Here is an 18,406-nt window from a genome sequence, read left to right as displayed (position 1 = left end):
CCTACTGTAATTGTCGCCACATGATGCGCCGGTTGTTCACACCGCCCAGTTCTAGCAACGGAGCAGATGTCCCTGACTCCTGCGGCCCGGCAATGATCTGGAGCCCATCGAGCTGCCTGATAAGCCCACCGATGTTCGGTACACTACCACTGTAAGTGATACCGCTAAATGCCAGATCGCTGGCGTTGATTGTCCCATCGCCGTTGGTGTCTAGAATCGGATAGGTCAACATGGCCCCGCTCACCGCATCGACATCCAGCAAACGTCCCGACCCGGCACTGGAACAAGGGTCGCTGGTGTCAACCTGTGCCGTGGTGAAGATCAATCGTCCAAAGGTCAGGAGCGCCGGGTAAATAACCCGCTCCCCAGTCGGTGTGTTGTTGGGAACCAAGGAAAAGTAAAACCCTTTCTTGGTCGTGTAATCGACCGGGTTCTGGCTGGAGGTGAAAAACGAAGTGCCTGTCGCGGGAGCATTGATCGTCTGGGCAACCAGGTTGCTCTCGGTATAACTGGCGCTGCTGCCGTCATTATCCAACACCGCGTAGAACGCCTGGCGCGCCGTGGTGGTCTTGTCCGCTGTTTCACTGAGTTTACCGGTACCGAAATAGACCAGCTTGCCTTGTCCTGGCAGATTGCCAATGACCGGTTGTGCGGTAATCGGTTGGGCCGTGGTGTTCAAGGCTGTGAACAGCGGCGCCCCGCCAAATGCCACGGCCCAATTGGCAGGAGCGGGATCAGTCAGTTTGAACTTCCACATCTGTCCTTTCAAATCGCCAGCGTATGCATATTGCACGACACTTTGAGCATTGACCCGCAGCTTTACCGAGCTGAGGCCATTGTTCCCAGTACTGTCGGAGGTAATTTTCGTGATCAACGAGCCGTCGCGCATATCCACCACATACAACGCCGCCACACCGGCGGCACTGCCATAGCCGTTGCCGATGAATGCCGCCCAGCGACCATCGGCCAAGCGAGCCACTTCCGGCTTGGCATAGGCATAACCCAGGTCATTGAAAACGTTCAGCGGATTGGCGACAGCCGGGGCCTTGATTTCCCACAGGGCGCCGATGGTGTTGGCGGTCGAGGCACCGTACAGGCGGATCGCGAAGAATGCCTTGCCACCTGCGCCAACACCGCCTACCGCAACGGTATTCCAGGTGCTATTGAGCTTGGCATCGGCCACGGTGATCTGACCATCGTTGAGGAATTTGTGGCTGCTGCCATTGATATAAGCCGGATCGGCGACATAGTGCAGGTTGTTGATCACACTCGACGGCATATACGCATAAAGGCGCTGGCCCGTCAGCGGATCGATGACGTTGAAAAAACCGTCGTTGGCATTGACCACCAGGCGTGCGGCCATCCCCGTACCGCCAGCCTTGGCATCCAGGTAAGCGGTGTAACTGGTGTCGCCAACGGTGTCCGATGCCGTGCGGTCGGTTGGCGAGGCATAAACCAGGCGTGAGTTGACGACATCCCCCAGATAGACGGTCCGGACCTTCAAACCGGCCTTGTTGGTACCCTTGCTCCACTCCACCAGATCGTTGCCGGTAATGCCCAACGGCAGGCTCAATCCCAGGGCCGTCTGCTGAAGCGGCGCGAAGTTGCCATAAGTCAGGGTAATAGGCGAACTGGTCAGCGTATTCCACGACTGAAAACTCGGAGTCGCAGCCCCCGTGGGCGAGAGGGTCGTATCGGTGCTCCAGTTGGTCGTGGAGCTGAGTGATCCATCGGCATTGAACGCGAAAGCCCGGATGGTACCGCGCCAATCGGCAGGGTCATACTGCGAGGTATAGAACAAGGTATTGGTGCTCAGGCTCGAGGAGCTCGATGCGCCACCACCGCCAGACCCGGCCTTGGAGGTGATGTCATTCAGCGCCGCCGACAATGCCGCGTTCAACCCCGCACTGTCGGTCGCCTGATAGTAGTTGCCATGCCCGTACCGTGCGCTATCGGCCAGCATCTGATTGTCGGCGGTAAACCCCACGGAGTAGGTAAACATATTTTGTTTCGGGAAGTCTGCGGCGTCCCAACTCTTGCCTGCGGCATCGTTGCCCGAGGAGCGCACGTCGATGTCATAGGCGAACTTGGCGATATCGTCCAGATAAAGCGTGTTGCCCTCGGCATCGCCACTGAGATTGTTGCCGTCGTTATCGATCCTGTCCCAGTTCGGCAGATTGCCGCCACCCAACGGATCGCTGCTCGCAAAGCTACGGTCGTAGGTCGGCAAGCCGTCGGTGATGACCACGCCGTAGTTCTTCTGGCAGCGATACTGGACCGGGCTGGTGTAGGTAGTTGGTGTCGAGTTGTAGTAGGGCGTCATCCCCCGCAAGTAACGCGTGATCTCGTAATAGGTTTCAGCCAGCGGCGTATTGGCGATTGCGGACAAACCGTTGATCGAGGAGATCAACGCACTGTAGTTGGTGTCTGCCTGGGCCTGGGTGGTCGAACCGGTCACCGGAGACAAATCACTGATTATTCGGGCGATATTGCCGCCCCGACCATTATCACTACTGGTCGGGGCGTTGAACGTTGCCAAGCCAATGCGCAGGTTGCGGTTGCTGGTAACCAGCGCCGATGACACGTTGCGGGCAACGTTGATCCGATAATCATTGGGGATGCTGCTGTCGGTGGCGTAATCCTTTTTTGTCAGCCCCGCCGAGATCATCCTGGCGATGAGATAAGCCACATACCGGTTGGAAATCCGCGTATTGCCACCACCGACCGGGTCCGGAAACTTGATGCAGTAAACTGTGCTACTCGGCGTGTTGCTGGCACCTACACCCATTCTGAAACCGTCGTAGTTCGTGTCGCAACCGCCTTGGTAGAAATCGTTGATGAACTGGTTTTCATTCATCATATCGAGCGCGATCAGGCCGTTGACGCTAGTGCTGCAACTGAACGTCGAGGCGCAGTTGTACACCTGGGGAGTGGTCGTCGACTGATGGAAGTCCGTCGCGCGAATCAGGTTGTTCATGCTCCCGGAATTATCCACCAACAGCATCACGTTCGGCGTGACCGAGCCGGCGCTCAACAGCGGCGAGTCAGAAGGTGTGAAGGCATAAACCGGAGCGCTGAGGTACAGTCCGAAAAAGGCGCCGGCTATCAGTTTGACGAGCCGTGAATACACGCTGCCTGCGCCCTTATTTCTTGACATAGATACTCTCCAGCACGGTGCGCGACGTGCCCTGATTGCCCACGCCGGTAATCCTGTAGGTGGTCCAGGAAAGGCCATCCTCCATGCCCGCGGCATCGACATTGACCGGATCCTTGGTGGTGCCCAGCTTCTGTATACCGTAGAAACCGTTGGTCACGGCCACCCAGGTCACTCCAGAGGTGGCATTCGTACCGGCGCTCAGCGGTTGGGCATTGTTAAGCGCTTCGGCAGGTGGCGCGCAGCGCACGGTGCTGGAGCAAACCGGCGGATTGTAGTTCGACGCCTGGACGACAGTTTCCCCTACCCGCAACGCACTTTCCGCGAACTGGAATGACTCGTTGCGCACCTTGACGCTACCGAACATTTTTTCCTGCAGGTTGGCATTTTGCATCGACGAGATACCGATCAGGGTCAGCAACAGCAAAAACACCAGACTGACCAGCAATGCCATGCCGCGCTGGGATTGCCGCTTAAGTGGAATGGCCCTATGGGCAAAGGTATTCAAGGCATGCCCTCCTTATCTGAGCCAGTTGCGCACGGCTGCCACAACGTTGAATGTACGATCGCTGACCCTGCCGGCGGGATCCCTCAAGGTCAGCGTCAGCCTGACACTGCGAATCAACCTGGGATTGCTCGGGGTTGCGGAATAACTGAATGCCGTGCTGTCGAGCAGGGTCCTGGCCATTCCGAACGATACGGCAAAGGCCTGCACATTGCTGATCAAGGGCTGACGGGCATTGAGCGGGCCGATATAGATCTGATTGTTGGCGAAGGAATAGATCGATTGCCTCACCGATAGGGCAATTTGCCCGACGCCTGGCGCCCTGGCTCCGCTATAAGCCGTAGATTGCACCAGGCAATCGGACACAATCGTCCAGGTCGGAGCCGCGCCGTGGTTACCGACATCGGCGGTGATCAGCGTCAGGGCCTGATTAGCACTATCCCAACTGATCGGCGTGTTGAATGCCGCCATGAAGGTGTTATTGAGGCTCGAGTCGTCCACCGTCGCGACACAGCCGAACATCCCGGTCATACGAATTTCCTGGAGCATCTTGCTGAGGACGAACCGCGCATCCTCCTGCATACCGGCCGCACCAGCCTGGCTGGCGTAGGTATTCCTCGCCGCCATGAATATCTGGGTGATACCCGCGACCACAATCAGCCCCAGCATCAGGGCCACCATCATTTCGATCAGGCCAACACCTGCGCAAAACTTTTTCATAGGCCGTTCCACACAGTGGCAACCCGGCTGACCAGGGAGACCGTTGAAGTGACGTTCGCGTTCGCCGCCCGTGTGTCGGTCCAGACGACGGTGATAGTGACGACACCGGCCGCTACCGCAATCGACCCCGAGACGATCCCCGCGCCGGGGATATTGTTCAGGCTGGTAACGAAATCGGACAAATCCTGATCGCGGATCGTCGAGGTCGCGCTTGGCGCCACGAGACTCCCCAACTGATAGTCAGCCCCTGGATTGAGGCAAGGATTGCGCGTGGCATTTGAACAGGGGTTGGCGCGAATACGGTCCAGTATGTCGTAGGTGATAAAACTGATCTGGGTCCCTATCGTCGAGCTGTCGGTGTTCTTCAGGGCATTGAGCTGTAACGCCGCCGCGCCGAGCAGGCCGATCGCCATGACCAGCATGGCCACCAGCACCTCCACCAACGTGACCCCGGACTGATGATTAGCCGTCATTGACAAACTCCATTGAGCACGATCCGGCCTGTCAGGCATACGGTAACCGTATTGGTGTAAGCCCCCTCGACAAAGGTCAAGGGGGTATTCGCGGCGGGATCGGCAAGCCCGCCCAGGTTGTTGAACTCAATGAACGCCACGTTATTGCTCGCCACCGTCGCGGAACTCGACATTGCCGGCGTGCTACGCAAAATCGTCGAGTTGGAACTCAGGGTGGTGGTCAGCGCCGTGGTCCAGGCGGCGCCGGCAGTCGAGGGGGCAATGCGCACATTCACGCCTCGATTGATTGCCTCCAGGCGGGTGTAATTGAGCGCGCGCATCAGATCGTTTGCCTCGGTCTCGGCCTTGGATCGCTGGATGCTCGATGTGAATGAAGGCACCGCGAGGGTCAACACAATTGCCAGCACCGCCACCGTGACCATCAGCTCGACCAGCGTGAAACCTTTGGCACGTTGAAACATATGCGTACTCCCACCCCGCCTGCACGGAACTATAACTAGCCCTGTCGCGCAAACAATCGACAACAGGATATACGGTTGTTTTGGATGGACCAGCAAGCATCAGGGTAAAAATCAACAGGGAGTTGGTCGATATGCCACAACGAGGTTTCACATTGAGCGAACTGCTGCTCGGGCTGAGCCTGATCGCCATTTTGGCGCATCTGGCCTCCGCATCGTTCGAGAACCTCATGGACTCGCAGCATCGCAGAATTTCCGCCGACGAGCTCGCCACCGGCTTGCGCACGGCCCGCACCGAAGCGATCTTGCGCCAGAGGAGCGTGATCATTCACCCGTTGGACGGTGACTGGAGCCAGGGCTGGAGGATCGTGATCGACCAGAACGGAAATGGCCATGAAGACCCGGACAACCCGATCCTGAGTGAACGGCGCGGTGATGGGCGAACGCCCGTCAGGGGCAATACCACCACCAGAAGTTTTATCCGGTTCACCAGCCTGGGCGAACTGCGCTACGAGAACGGCTCGTCGCGGGGCGGCACGCTGCATATCTGTGCCAGGGAGCAGGCCATCAGCCACCGGCAGGTGGTACTGGCCGCCACCGGCAGGGTGAGAATCACTGCACAAGAGCGCCCCGAGGCGCTCTGTCAAACGGAGGGCTCAGAGCAACGAACGAACGCGTAGCTCCTTGGGCACGGAGAAGGTGATATTTTCCTCGCGACCGGCCAGTTCCTCGGCAGCGCAGGCGCCCCAGGCCTGGAGCTGCTGGATCACGCCACGCACCAGCACTTCCGGGGCCGAGGCGCCAGCGGTGATGCCGATACGCTCGACGCCATCGAACCAGCTACGCTGCATGTCCTGCGCGCCGTCGATCAGGTAGGCTGGGGTCGCCATGCGCTCGGCCAGTTCACGCAAGCGATTGGAGTTGGAGCTGTTCGGGCTGCCAACCACGAGCACCACATCGCATTCGTTTGCCAGTTGCTTGACCGCGTCCTGGCGATTTTGCGTGGCGTAGCAGATGTCGTCTTTGCGCGGCCCGCCAATGGCCGGAAAACGTGCCCGAAGAGCATCGATGACCCGGCTGGTGTCGTCCATCGACAAAGTGGTCTGGGTCACGAAGGCCAACTGGTCGGGGTTGCGTACCTGCAAGGCGGCGACGTCTTTCTCGTCCTCTACCAAGTAGATGGCACCGCCGTTGCTGGCGTCGTACTGCCCCATGGTGCCTTCCACTTCCGGATGCCCCGCGTGACCGATCAGGATGCATTCACGACCCTCGCGACTGTAGCGCGCAACTTCGATATGCACCTTGGTCACCAGCGGGCAGGTGGCATCGAACACCTTCAAGCCACGACCGGCCGCCTCGCTGCGCACGGCCTGGGAAACGCCGTGGGCACTAAAAATGACGATGACGTCATCCGGCACCTGGTCCAATTCTTCGACGAAGATGGCACCACGGGCGCGCAGGTCTTCGACGACAAATTTGTTGTGCACCACTTCGTGGCGCACGTAGATCGGCGGTCCGAAGACCTCCAGAGCCCGGTTGACGATTTCAATCGCCCGGTCCACACCGGCGCAGAAGCCACGGGGGTTGGCGAGTTTGATTTGCATGCTATGCCTCGTGTCTTGCGCGCAAGGGGTCAATCATTGGGTCGCCGTAACGGCCCGATGCTCTTAAAGCGCCTTGACCTCGAATATTTCCACATCGAAGGTCAGGGTCTTGCCGGCCAACGGGTGATTGAAGTCGACGGTCACTTCGACGTCATCGAAAGCCTTGACCACACCGGGCAGCTCGGTATTGGCCGCGTCGTTGAAGATCACCAGCAAGCCTTCCGACAGTTCCATGTCCTGGAACTGCGAACGCGGGATGATCTGTACGTTCTGCGGGTTGGGCTGGCCAAAGGCATTTTCCGCCGCAATGCTCAGGCTACGCTTGTCGCCGGCCTTGAAGCCGAACAAGGCAGCTTCGAAACCGGGTAGCAGGCTGCCGTCGCCGACCTTGAAAGTCGCCGGGGCCTTGTCGAAAGTACTGTCGACCGTGTCGCCGTTTTCCAGGCGCAAAGCGAAGTGCAAAGTCACCTGGGTGTTCTGACCGATCCGTTGTTCAGCCACTGCGTGTTCAGTCATGAACGGTTTCTCCGGACTTTTTGCTTTTGAACATGTCCAGCGCCAGCATCACCGCGCCCACGCTAATGGCGCTGTCGGCAACGTTGAATGCCGGGAAGTACCAGCGGTTCTGCCAGTGCACTAGGATAAAGTCGATCACATGCCCCAGGGCAATACGGTCGTACAAATTGCCCAACGCTCCGCCCAGCACCAACGCCAGAGCGATGGCCAACCAGGTTTCGTCGCGCCCCAGGCGCTTGAGCCAGACCACCAATACCGCACTGACCACCACCGCGATCAAGGCGAACAGCCAACGCTGCCAGCCAGCGCTGTCGGCCAATAAGCTGAAGGCGGCACCGGTGTTGTAGGCCAGGGTCCAGCTAAAGTAGTCGGGAATGATCACAATCTGCTGGTACAGGGTCAGCGAGCTTTCGAAGTGGAACTTACTGACCTGATCGATGACCAGAACCACCAAGGTCAACCACAACCAGCCCAGGCGGCCGAAACGGCCGACACCGGCATTAGGCATAGTGACGCACCTCGCCTTCGCCGCTGATGTTGTCGATGCAACGACCGCAGAGCTCTGGATGCTCCGGACTCACCCCGACATCCTCGCGGCAATGCCAGCAACGGGCACACTTGGCGTGAGCGGACTTGACCACCTTGAGCTTCAGGCCCGGCACTTCGGTGACCACCGCATCCGTCGGCGCCAGCGCCAATGGCGCCACGGTGGCGGTGGAGGTGATCAGCACGAAGCGCAGTTCGTTGCCGAGCTTGTTCAGGTCGCCGACCAGTGCTTCTTCGGCGAACAGGGTAACTTGCGCCTGCAGGTTGCCGCCGATGGCCTTGGCGGCGCGCAGATTCTCCATTTCCTTGTTGACCGCGGCCTTGACCGCCATGATCCGCTCCCAGTAGGCGCGATCCAGCTCGAAGCCTTCCGGCAGCTCGCTGAGACCGTCATACCAGGTGTTGAGCATCACCGATTCGTTGCGCTCGCCCGGCAGGTACTGCCACAGTTCGTCGGCGGTAAAGGCCAGGATCGGTGCGATCCAACGCACCAGCGCCTCAGAGATATGGAACAGCGCCGTTTGGCAGGAACGCCGGGCCTTGCTGTTGGCGCCGGTGGTGTACTGGCGATCCTTAATGATGTCCAGGTAGAAACCGCCCAACTCCTGCACGCAGAAGTTATGCACCTTGGAGTAGACGTTCCAGAAACGGTACTCACCGTAGTGCAGCTCCAGCTCGCGTTGCAGCAACAGGGTACGATCCACTGCCCAGCGATCCAGAGCAAGCATTTCTTCCGCCGGCAGGAGATCGCTGGCCGGGTTGAAACCGCTCAGGTTGGAGAGCAGGAAACGCGCGGTGTTGCGGATACGCCGGTAGGCGTCGGCACTGCGTTGCAGGATCTGATCGGAGACCGCCATTTCGCCCGAGTAGTCGGTCGAGGCGACCCACAGACGCATGATGTCGGCGCCCAGAGTGTCGTTGACTTTCTGTGGCGCGATCACGTTGCCCAGGGATTTGGACATCTTGCGACCCGCTTCGTCGACGGTGAAACCGTGGGTCAGCAGCTCGCGGTACGGTGCGTGGTTGTCGATGGCGCAACCGGTCAGCAGCGAGGAGTGGAACCAGCCGCGATGCTGGTCCGAACCTTCCAGGTACAGGTCGGCACGTGAGCCGCTCTCGTGGCCCATCGGGTGCGAACCGCGCAGCACGTGCCAGTGGGTGGTGCCGGAGTCGAACCAGACGTCGAGAGTGTCGCTGATCTTGTCGTACAGCGGCGCTTCGTCGCCCAGCAACTCGGCGGCCTCCAGCTTGAACCAGGCCTCGATGCCCTCTTTCTCGACACGCTGGGCCACCTGCTCCATCAGTTCAACGGTGCGCGGATGCAGCTCGCCGCTTTGCTTGTTGAGGAAGAACGGAATCGGCACGCCCCAATTACGCTGGCGCGAGATGCACCAGTCCGGACGGTTGGCGATCATCGAATGCAGGCGTGCCTGGCCCCAGGCCGGCACGAACTGGGTCTCTTCGATGGCCTTGATGGCCCGCTCGCGCAGGGTATCGCCGGCCACTGGCGCCTTGTCCATGCCGATGAACCATTGCGCGGTGGCACGATAGATCAACGGGGTCTTGTGGCGCCAGCAATGCATGTAGCTGTGGCTGATGGTCTCGGTGTGCAGCAGAGCACCGACTTCACTGAGCTTGTCGATGATGTTCGGGTTGGCTTTCCAGATGAACTGGCCACCGAAAAACTCCAGGGAATCGACGTACACGCCATTGCTCTGTACCGGCGCGAGGATGTCGTCGTTGACCATGCCGTAGTGCTTGCAGGTCTTGAAGTCGTCCTCGCCGTAGGCCGGAGCGGAGTGAACCACGCCGGTGCCAGCACCCAGTTCCACGTAGTCGGCCAGATAGACCGGCGACAGGCGATCATGGAACGGGTGACGGAAGTTGATCAACTCCAGGGCTTCACCCTTGGCGGTAGCCACCACCGAACCTTCCAGGCCGTAGCGCGACAGGCACGATTGCACCAGTTCTTCGGCCAGCAGCAGCCATTTGTCGCCGACATCGACCAGGGCATAGCTGAACTCGGGATGAACGTTCAGCGCCTGGTTGGCCGGAATCGTCCATGGGGTGGTGGTCCAGATCACGATCGAGGCCGGCTTGGCCAGCGATGACAGGCCGAACGCGGCGGCCAGCTTGTCCGGATCGGCAATCGGGAATGCCACGTCGATGGTCGAGGACTTCTTGTCCTGGTACTCGACCTCGGCTTCAGCCAGGGCCGAACCGCAATCGAAACACCAGTTTACCGGTTTGAGGCCCTTGAACACGAAGCCGCCCTTGACGATTTCGGCCAGGGCACGGATTTCACCGGCTTCGTTCTTGAAATCCATGGTCTTGTAGGGGTTGGCCCAATCGCCCAATACACCCAGGCGGATGAATTCGGCCTTTTGCCCTTCGATCTGCTCGGTGGCGTAGGCACGGCACAGTTCGCGAGTCTTGTCCGCGCCCAGGTTCTTGCCGTGGGTCACTTCGACTTTGTGCTCGATCGGCAAGCCATGGCAGTCCCAACCCGGCACATACGGCGCATCGAAGCCGGCCAGGGTCTTGGAGCGGATGATCATGTCCTTGAGAATTTTGTTCAGCGCATGACCGATGTGAATCGTGCCGTTGGCATACGGAGGACCGTCGTGAAGGACGAACTTCGGACGATCCTTGCCAATCTCGCGCAACTTCCGGTACAGGCCAATGCTGTCCCAGCGCTGCAGGATCTGCGGTTCGCGCTGTGGCAGGCCGGCCTTCATTGGGAAGGCGGTGTCCGGAAGGTTAAGCGTGGCTTTGTAGTCGGTCATTTCAGGCTCTTTTTAAGCGGTGAACCCTGCCAATGGGCACGGGCGACGGCGACGTCCGCATTGATCGCCGTCTTGAGCGCCTCCAGGGAGGCGAATCGCTGCTCATCGCGCAGCTTGTGGTGGAAAACCACGGTCAAACGCCGGCCATAGAGATCACCGGCAAAATCCAGCAGATGCACTTCCAGGTGAGCACTGCCATCACCCGACACCGTGGGTCGCACGCCGATATTGGCGACGCCCGGCCACCGCTGGCCGTCGATCTCGACACTGACCAGGTAGACTCCCGTCAGCGGCACGCGACGGCGCTTGAGCTGCACGTTGGCCGTGGGCGTGCCCAATTGGCGCGCCAGCTTCTGTCCGTGTAATACCCGCCCGCCAATCCAGAACGGACGGCCCAGCAACTGCTCGGCCAAGGCAAAATCAGCTGCGGCCAGGGCATCACGCACCTGCGTGCTGCTGGCCCGCAAACCATCGAGTTCAACCGTCTGCGCCGCTTCGACGGTAAAGCCACGGCGACTACCGGCCTTCAGCAGAAACTCGAAATCACCCGCCCGGTCGCAGCCGAAACGGAAGTCATCACCGACCTCCAGGTGCTGCACGCCCAGCCCGTCCACCAGGATGGTATCGACGAACTCGGCGGCACTGAGTTTGCTCAAGCACTGGTTGAACGCCAGGCACAACACCCGATCCACGCCTTCGGCAGCCAGCAGTTGCAGTTTGTCGCGTAAACGAGCCAAGCGGGCCGGTGCGGTCTCTGGAGCGAAAAATTCACGGGGCTGCGGCTCGAAGATCACCACGCAGCTAGGCACGCCCAACTCCAGCGCGCGCGCGCGCAGTCGAGCCAGGATAGCCTGGTGACCCCGGTGAACACCGTCAAAGTTGCCAATAGTGGCGACACAGCCCCGATGCTGGGGACGTAAGTTGTGAAGACCTCGAACCAGCTGCATAACGCGCTTCTTGCTCATAAAGTGGTCGATTATACCCATACCCGGTGGTGGACGACAGGCAACAGCTGCATCCAAATCAATCGAACAGACAAAACGCTCACACCCAGCCTCTCCCCGACAGAAACAAGCCTGACTCTACAGCGAACAAGCTTGCCCATCACAGCAACGACCGGCGATTGAAATGCCGCAGGCGCAACCCCAACAACAGCAACGTGCCAAAGTAGGCTATCACCCCGGCCGCCACCAATGCGCCCAGGCGCAGGAAGCGTTCAAGCATATGCCCCTGATCCCAGCTCGGCATCCAGTGCATCAAGCCCAGTAATACCACCGACATTACGCCGACAGCGACCAGCAACTTCAGCAGATACGCCGCCCAACCCGGTTGTGGCATGAACAGCTTCTGCTTGCGCAACTGCCAGAACAGCAGACCGGCATTGATGCAAGCACCCCCACTGATGGCCAAGGCCAGCCCGGCATGGGCCAGTGGCCCGATAAAGACCAGGTTGAGCAACTGCGTGACGACCAGGGTAAAAATCGCGATTTTTACCGGTGTGCGAATGTTCTGCTGCGCGTAAAAACCCGGTGCCAGCACCTTGATCATGATGATCCCGAGCAGGCCGATCGAATAAGCAATCAGTGCCCGCTGGGTCATGGACGCGTCGAAAGCACTGAACTGACCGTACTGGAACAGTGAAACGGTCAGGGGTTCGGAGAGCACCGCCAATGCCAGGGAGCACGGTAGCACCAGCAGGCAGCACAGTCGCAGCCCCCAATCGAGAATGCGTGAGTACTCGTGGCGATCCTGGCTGGCGTAGGTCTTGGACAGGATCGGCAGCAGGATGGTCCCCAGAGCCACACCCAGCACGCCGGACGGCAGCTCCATCAAGCGGTCGGCATAATACATCCAGGACACCGAACCCGCCATCAGGAACGAGGCGAAGATGGTATTGATGATCAACGAGATCTGACTGACCGATACCCCGAGAATGGCCGGCAACATCTGCTTCATAACGCGCCAGACCCCGGTATCGCGCAAGCTCAGGCGTGGCAGTACCAGCATGCCGATTTTCTTCAGGTGCGGCAGTTGGTAGAGCAATTGCGCCAGGCCGCCCGCCAGAACCGCCCACCCCAGCGCCATCACCGGCGGGTCGAAATACGGCGTCAAGCACAACGCAAAGATGATCATGCTGACATTCAGCAGGGTCGGCACGAACGCCGGGACCGAGAAGCGGTTCCAGGTATTGAGGATCGCACCGGCCAGGGACGACAGCGAAATCAGCAATATATAGGGAAAGGTCACCCGCAGAAGATCCGCGGTCAGCTTGAACTTCTCGGGCGTATCGGTGAAGCCGGGCGCGGTCGCCCAGATGACCCAGGGCGCAGCAACCATCCCGAGCACCGTCACCAGAGCCAGGACCAAAGTCAGCATGCCGCTCACATAGGCAATGAAGGTGCGTGTCGCCTCTTCGCCCTGCTGGCTCTTGTATTCCGCCAGGATCGGCACGAATGCCTGGGAGAAAGCCCCCTCGGCAAAAATTCGCCGCAGCAGGTTGGGCAACTTAAAGGCAATAAAAAAGGCATCGGTGGCCATGCCGGCACCGAAGGCGCGCGCGATGATGGTATCGCGAACAAACCCCAGAACCCGGGAAATCATCGTGATAGAGCTAACGGCGGCCAACGACTTGAGCAAATTCATTGAGAGATTGTGTGCCTTTGGGTAAAGAACAGGCGAATAAAGCGCCCAGCTATGCGATACTCCGCGCCGCAACAGCACAGAGCCAAAACTCGCGAGTTTACAGGTCATACGCCGGAAAGAAATATCCCGTCACCAGCCCTTGTGAAAACGTAGCGAGCGAAGGCAAGACAAGGCAAAAACAAGCCTGGGGTCCTACCCGACTTAGGGATCTGCATGAGCATTCCGAGCTTGTTTTTGACGCAGTATTGTCGGCGCGGTCGTTTTCACGAAAACTGCATCGACCACTCAGCGGAACGCATTGCCTGCCCTTGACAAGACTTCAACTCATCGGCATGATTCGCGGCCTATTTTGTTTGCTATTTCCTAAAAAGTCTTTCGAGGAGCTCGACGGTGGCCAACTCACCTTCCGCCAAAAAACGTGCAAAACAGGCTGAGAAGCGTCGCAGCCACAACGCCAGCCTGCGTTCCATGGTTCGTACCTACATCAAGAACGTAGTGAAAGCCATCGACGCAAAAGACGCTGCTAAAGCTCAAGCTGCCTATGTTCTGGCTGTTCCTGTTATCGACCGCATGGCCGATAAAGGTATCATCCACAAGAACAAGGCCGCTCGCCATAAAGGTCGCCTGAATGGCCATATCAAGGCCCTGAACCTTGCTGCCGCAGCCTAAGCGACACGCTTGTTAAAAAACCGACCCCAGGGTCGGTTTTTTATTGCCCGGAATATTTACCCTGAATGGCGATGCAGAACACTACAACCTGTCTTCCCGCGCCCATGGGCGACGCGGGAGCCAGCGGCGAAATCAGGGGTTCTGCGGCCAAGGTAGAATCGGAATGGCCGTCACTGCATTCTGCGGACTGCCTTCGATCAAGCGATCGCTATAGACCAGATACACCAGCGTATTGCGCTTCTTATCGAGGAAGCGCACCACCTGCATGGTCTTGAACACCAGCGACGTGCGCTCCTTGAACACCTCATCACCCTCCTTCAACTCACCACTGAAGCGAATTGGTCCAACCTGGCGACAGGCAATCGAAGCCTCGGCACGATCCTCCGCCAAGCCCAGACCACCCTTCAGGCCACCCGTCTTGGCCCGAGACAAATAGCACGTCACCCCTTCGACCTTCGGATCATCGAACGCCTCGACCACAATCCGGTCATTCGGACCGACAAACTTGAACACCGTGGACACTCGACCGATCTCTTCAGCCGACACCAACAACGGCGTCACCAGGAACAACCCCAATAACCCTTTCACCCACTTCATGCCCTTCTCCTTCGAGCCCATTACACTAGAATCAGATTATCGCGATGAACCAGCTCAGGCTCTGCCATATAACCCAGCAAACCGACAATCGCATCCGATGACTGACCAATGATCTTCTGCGCCTCTAAAGCGCTGTAGTTGGCGAGCCCACGGGCAATCTCACGACCATCCGGTGCCACGCACACCACCATTTCGCCACGCCGGAAGCTCCCCTGCACCCGTTTCACCCCTACCGGCAGCAAGCTCTTATGATCACGCACCAGGGCATTGACCGCCCCATCATCCAGCACCAGCGTGCCACGGGTCTGAAGATGCCCGGCCAGCCATTGCTTGCGTGCGGCCAGCATGCCGCGCTCGGGCGACAACAAGGTACCGATACGCTCGCCCGCCTTCAGGCGATCCAGCACCCGCTCCAGGCGACCGCCAACGATGATCGTATGCGCACCGGAGCGCGCCGCCAGCCGTGCCGCACGTAGCTTGGTCTGCATACCACCGCGCCCCAAGGCGCCACCGGTACCGCCCGCCACCGCATCCAGCGCCGGATCATCGGCACGCGCCTCGTAGATCAGTTGGGCATCGGGATTGTGGCGCGGATCGGCGTCGAACATGCCGTCGCGATCCGTCAGGATCACCAGCAGGTCCGCTTCCACCAGATTGGCAACCAGCGCCGCCAGGGTATCGTTGTCGCCGAAACGGATTTCATCGGTGACCACGGTGTCATTCTCGTTGATCACTGGGATCACCTTGAGCTCCACCAGGGCTCGCAACGTACTGCGTGCATTGAGGTAACGCTTGCGATCGGACAGGTCGTCGTGGGTCAGCAGAATCTGCGCGGTATGGCGACCATGCTCGGCAAAGCTCGACTCCCAAGCCTGCACCAGCCCCATCTGACCAATGGCTGCTGCGGCCTGCAACTCATGCATGGCACTCGGTCGCACCGTCCAGCCAAGCCGGCTCATGCCTGCCGCCACCGCGCCGGACGACACCAGCACCAGCTCCACGCCCGCCTCGTGCAAGGCCACCATTTGCTCGACCCAGACCCCCATTGCCGCGCGATCCAGCCCCTTGCCGTCCGCCGTCAGCAACGCGCTGCCGATCTTCACAACCCAACGCCGCGCACCTGTCACCTTGCTCCGCATGATCTTCCAACCTTAGCTTGCGAGCAGCGCGACCGAGCACCACCCACGCAATTATGTGATTGACGTTTACCGATACAGTATTCGCACGAACAGTCGGCCAGCGCAGGCCGGACACGACAAAAACAAGCGAGGAACGACCGGGATCGTGCCCAACTACTGGGATCTACACGAGCGTTCCGAGACTGTCTTTAACGCCGCATGGCCGAGCGCCGCCACTTTTCGCACGGATACTAAAACGCCGCTTCAGTGAGCGGCGTACTAGTTTACCGAAGGAATCAGTCGCGGACGTAAATGATTTCCGGACCATCCTCGTCATCGACATCTTCTTCATCCCAATCATCGTCACCGATATCATGGACGCTCTTGACGCCACTGCGGCGCAAGGCGCGCTGGTCGTCCAGGGCCTGCAACTGGGCACGCGCCTCATCTTCGATGCGCTGGTCGAGGTCGCGCAACTCTTCGGCATAGGCCGGATCGTTGGCCAGGCGGTCGAGACGATCTTCCAAGTAACGCATGATATCGCGAGTCAGGCGCTCGGTCCCTTCCTTGGCAATCGCCGAGATCACATAGACCGGGCCGGTCCACTGCAGGCGCTCGACCACTTCCTTGACCCGCTGCTCATGTTCTTCTTCGAGAATCTGGTCGCATTTGTTCAGCACCAGCCAGCGATCACGCTCCGCCAGCGACGGACTGAAACGAGTCAGCTCGTTGACGATCACTTCGGCGGCGTCCGGCGCACTGCTGTCATCCAGCGGCGCCATGTCGACGAGGTGCAGCAACAGCCGGGTACGCGCCAGGTGCTTGAGGAAGCGAATCCCCAGGCCAGCACCTTGCGAAGCACCTTCGATCAGCCCCGGAATGTCGGCAATGACAAAGCTTTTCCAGCGATCGACACTGACCACCCCCAAGTTCGGCACCAACGTAGTGAACGGATAATCGGCCACCTTCGGTTTGGCGGCCGAGACCGAGCGGATAAAGGTACTTTTACCCGCATTCGGCAAGCCCAACAGACCGACATCAGCCAGCACCTTCATTTCCAGCTTGAGGTCACGCTGCTCGCCCGGTTTGCCGGGCGTGGTCTGGCGCGGCGCCCGGTTGGTACTGGATTTGAAGCGGGTGTTGCCCAGGCCATGCCAGCCACCATGAACCACCAACAGACGCTGACCGGCCTTGACCAAGTCACCGATAACTTCCTGGGTGGCGGAATCGATCACCGTGGTGCCGACCGGCACGCGCAGCTCCAGATCCTCACCTTTCTTGCCGGTGCAATCGGTGCTGCCGCCATTGGAACCGCGCTCAGCATCGAAGTGCCGGGTGTAGCGGTAGTCCACCAGAGTATTGAGGTTTTCGTCGGCGACCATGTAGATCGAGCCGCCATCACCGCCATCACCGCCGTTGGGACCACCGTTCTCGATGAATTTTTCCCGGCGAAAGCTCATACAACCGTTGCCGCCGTCACCAGCCTTTACGCGAATCGATACTTCATCAACGAACTTCATAACACATGCCTCTCGTCACCGGGACGAGCCGAATAACCACAAATATCAAGTATAAGACTCTTGCAAAGATGAGCGCGGCAACTCAGGCCTTGCCCGAAACCTGCCTGCGCGGCGAGCTTTCGAACAAACCCGCTCAACCACCGAAAAATCCAGCGCCGACAGCCCATACAAACAGCTTTGCAAGAGACTCACCCTACAAACGAAAAAGCCCCGTCGCAAGACGGGGCTTCTCCAGCATCCTCGCGATTAAGCCGCGACAACGCTCACGTAACGACGATTGAAAGCGCCTTTTACTTCAAACTTGATCACACCTTCGACTTTAGCGAAGAGAGTGTGGTCCTTACCCATGCCAACGCCGTAACCGGCGTGGAACTGGGTGCCGCGCTGACGCACGATGATGTTGCCCGCTTTGATAGCCTGGCCGCCATACATCTTCACGCCAAGGCGTTTAGCTTCTGAGTCGCGACCGTTACGGGTACTACCACCCGCTTTTTTGTGTGCCATGAGTTCAATTCTCCAAAAAGGGGATTAGGCTGAAATTAAGCCTGAATACCGGTGATTTTGATCTCGGTGTACCACTGACGGTGGCCCATACGCTTCATGTGATGCTTACGACGACGGAACTTGATGATGCGGACTTTATCGTGACGACCTTGGGAGATCACTTCAGCCACAACGGTAGCGCCTGCAACAACTGGAGCGCCGATGTTCACGTCATCGCCATTGGCGACCAACAGAACGCGATCAAAGGTAACGGATTCGCCGGTGGCGATTTCCAGTTTTTCGATCTTCAGGTATTCACCTGGAGCGACTTTGTACTGCTTGCCGCCGGTAACGATTACTGCGTAAGACATGGTATTTCTCCGATAATCCTGCTCACCCAGCGCTTTATAGGTAAAGGTAGTGGCTGGCATGGCTGCAGGGGGCTGGAACGGCCCCGGTGCAATTGCGTAAGGCAGGTGCTGCCCAGGAAGTTCAGGGTGCGCGATTGTACGCAAGCTGCCCGATCCTTGCAAGTGCAGACCAGGCGTCGTGAACGCGTGGCGAGCGAAGGGAAGACCGGGGAAAAAAGCGGGCGAGGACGCGTAGTTTAGTGG

The 18,406-nt window shown here is 59.1% G+C and carries 18 protein-coding genes; 2 read left to right on the top strand and 16 right to left on the bottom strand.

All coding sequences use genetic code 11. The features are described 5' to 3' along the window. Position 1: 1 nt before the first annotated feature. Genes AWM79_RS22660 through AWM79_RS22640 form a run of 5 tightly spaced genes read right to left on the bottom strand, consistent with a single transcriptional unit; the run spans position 2 to position 5,313 of the window. Positions 2 to 3,157: a pilus assembly protein gene (locus AWM79_RS22660; protein WP_060783821.1), complete on the bottom strand. Its 3,156-nt coding sequence runs from the start codon at positions 3,155 to 3,157 to the stop codon at positions 2 to 4. Further along, positions 3,144 to 3,662 carry a pilus assembly PilX family protein gene (locus AWM79_RS22655; protein WP_425262046.1) on the bottom strand — a complete coding sequence of 173 codons (519 nt, stop codon included), beginning with the start codon at positions 3,660 to 3,662 and terminating at the stop codon, positions 3,144 to 3,146. The genes AWM79_RS22660 and AWM79_RS22655 overlap by 14 nt, the downstream gene beginning before the upstream one ends. A 12-nt stretch (positions 3,663 to 3,674) precedes the next feature. Continuing rightward, positions 3,675 to 4,379, bottom strand: coding sequence for a PilW family protein (locus AWM79_RS22650; RefSeq protein WP_060783820.1), 705 nt, complete (start codon positions 4,377 to 4,379; stop codon positions 3,675 to 3,677). Continuing rightward, positions 4,376 to 4,852: a type IV pilus modification protein PilV gene (pilV, locus tag AWM79_RS22645; protein WP_017132833.1), complete on the bottom strand. Its 477-nt coding sequence runs from the start codon at positions 4,850 to 4,852 to the stop codon at positions 4,376 to 4,378. Before pilV ends, AWM79_RS22650 begins: the two co-directional genes overlap by 4 nt. Next, positions 4,849 to 5,313: a GspH/FimT family pseudopilin gene (locus AWM79_RS22640; protein ID WP_017132832.1), complete on the bottom strand. Its 465-nt coding sequence runs from the start codon at positions 5,311 to 5,313 to the stop codon at positions 4,849 to 4,851. The genes pilV and AWM79_RS22640 overlap by 4 nt, the downstream gene beginning before the upstream one ends. Positions 5,314 to 5,465: 152 nt before the next feature. On the opposite strand from AWM79_RS22640, the gene AWM79_RS22635 reads away from it, so the two are divergent. Further along, positions 5,466 to 5,990 carry a GspH/FimT family pseudopilin gene (locus AWM79_RS22635; protein ID WP_244159593.1) on the top strand — a complete coding sequence of 175 codons (525 nt, stop codon included), beginning with the start codon at positions 5,466 to 5,468 and terminating at the stop codon, positions 5,988 to 5,990. On the opposite strand, the gene ispH is transcribed toward AWM79_RS22635, so the two are convergent. The 6 genes from ispH to murJ all read right to left on the bottom strand — a co-directional run bounded on the left by ispH (position 5,967) and on the right by murJ (position 13,405). Then, on the bottom strand, positions 5,967 to 6,914 hold the full coding sequence (ispH, locus tag AWM79_RS22630; protein WP_017132830.1) for a 4-hydroxy-3-methylbut-2-enyl diphosphate reductase: 948 nt from the start codon (positions 6,912 to 6,914) through the stop codon (positions 5,967 to 5,969). The genes AWM79_RS22635 and ispH overlap by 24 nt on opposite strands. A 63-nt stretch (positions 6,915 to 6,977) precedes the next feature. After that, complete coding sequence (gene fkpB / locus AWM79_RS22625; RefSeq protein WP_176986833.1) at positions 6,978 to 7,415, bottom strand: FKBP-type peptidyl-prolyl cis-trans isomerase; 438 nt, start codon at positions 7,413 to 7,415, stop codon at positions 6,978 to 6,980. Positions 7,416 to 7,422: 7 nt separating this feature from the next. Then, positions 7,423 to 7,938 (bottom strand): signal peptidase II, encoded by a 516-nt coding sequence (gene lspA, locus AWM79_RS22620; protein ID WP_017132828.1) that lies wholly within the window; start codon positions 7,936 to 7,938, stop codon positions 7,423 to 7,425. Next, positions 7,931 to 10,762, bottom strand: coding sequence for an isoleucine--tRNA ligase (ileS, locus tag AWM79_RS22615; RefSeq protein ID WP_060783819.1), 2,832 nt, complete (start codon positions 10,760 to 10,762; stop codon positions 7,931 to 7,933). Before ileS ends, lspA begins: the two co-directional genes overlap by 8 nt. Beyond that, on the bottom strand, positions 10,759 to 11,709 hold the full coding sequence (ribF, locus tag AWM79_RS22610; RefSeq protein ID WP_060783818.1) for a bifunctional riboflavin kinase/FAD synthetase: 951 nt from the start codon (positions 11,707 to 11,709) through the stop codon (positions 10,759 to 10,761). Before ribF ends, ileS begins: the two co-directional genes overlap by 4 nt. 157 nt (positions 11,710 to 11,866) lie before the next feature. Next, entirely contained in the window at positions 11,867 to 13,405 is a 1,539-nt protein-coding gene (murJ, locus tag AWM79_RS22605; RefSeq protein WP_017132826.1) for a murein biosynthesis integral membrane protein MurJ, read from the bottom strand. A 390-nt stretch (positions 13,406 to 13,795) separates the two neighbouring features. Between murJ and rpsT the strand changes: the two genes are divergently transcribed. Further along, entirely contained in the window at positions 13,796 to 14,074 is a 279-nt protein-coding gene (rpsT, locus tag AWM79_RS22600; protein WP_017123459.1) for a 30S ribosomal protein S20, read from the top strand. Between the two features lie 132 nt (positions 14,075 to 14,206). Here rpsT and AWM79_RS22595 read toward each other — a convergent pair whose 3' ends face one another. The 5 genes from AWM79_RS22595 to rplU all read right to left on the bottom strand — a co-directional run bounded on the left by AWM79_RS22595 (position 14,207) and on the right by rplU (position 18,163). Then, entirely contained in the window at positions 14,207 to 14,671 is a 465-nt protein-coding gene (locus tag AWM79_RS22595) for a CreA family protein (protein WP_017132825.1), read from the bottom strand. 20 nt (positions 14,672 to 14,691) lie between these two features. Then, positions 14,692 to 15,810: a glutamate 5-kinase gene (proB, locus tag AWM79_RS22590; protein WP_017132824.1), complete on the bottom strand. Its 1,119-nt coding sequence runs from the start codon at positions 15,808 to 15,810 to the stop codon at positions 14,692 to 14,694. Positions 15,811 to 16,085: 275 nt separating this feature from the next. After that, the gene (gene cgtA / locus AWM79_RS22585; protein WP_017132823.1) at positions 16,086 to 17,309 is read right to left on the bottom strand and encodes an Obg family GTPase CgtA; all 1,224 of its coding nucleotides are present in this window, start codon (positions 17,307 to 17,309) and stop codon (positions 16,086 to 16,088) included. A gap of 246 nt (positions 17,310 to 17,555) precedes the next feature. Beyond that, the gene (gene rpmA, locus AWM79_RS22580) at positions 17,556 to 17,813 is read right to left on the bottom strand and encodes a 50S ribosomal protein L27 (protein ID WP_017132822.1); all 258 of its coding nucleotides are present in this window, start codon (positions 17,811 to 17,813) and stop codon (positions 17,556 to 17,558) included. A 35-nt stretch (positions 17,814 to 17,848) separates the two neighbouring features. Next, entirely contained in the window at positions 17,849 to 18,163 is a 315-nt protein-coding gene (gene rplU / locus AWM79_RS22575) for a 50S ribosomal protein L21 (RefSeq protein WP_003176051.1), read from the bottom strand. Positions 18,164 to 18,406 lie beyond the last annotated feature (243 nt).

It is taken from the genome of Pseudomonas agarici, assembly GCF_001543125.1.
In the GTDB taxonomy this organism is placed as follows: domain Bacteria; phylum Pseudomonadota; class Gammaproteobacteria; order Pseudomonadales; family Pseudomonadaceae; genus Aquipseudomonas; species Aquipseudomonas agarici.
The sequence above is the reverse complement of the archived record's forward strand: the minus strand, read 5'-3'. Positions and strand labels throughout refer to the sequence as shown.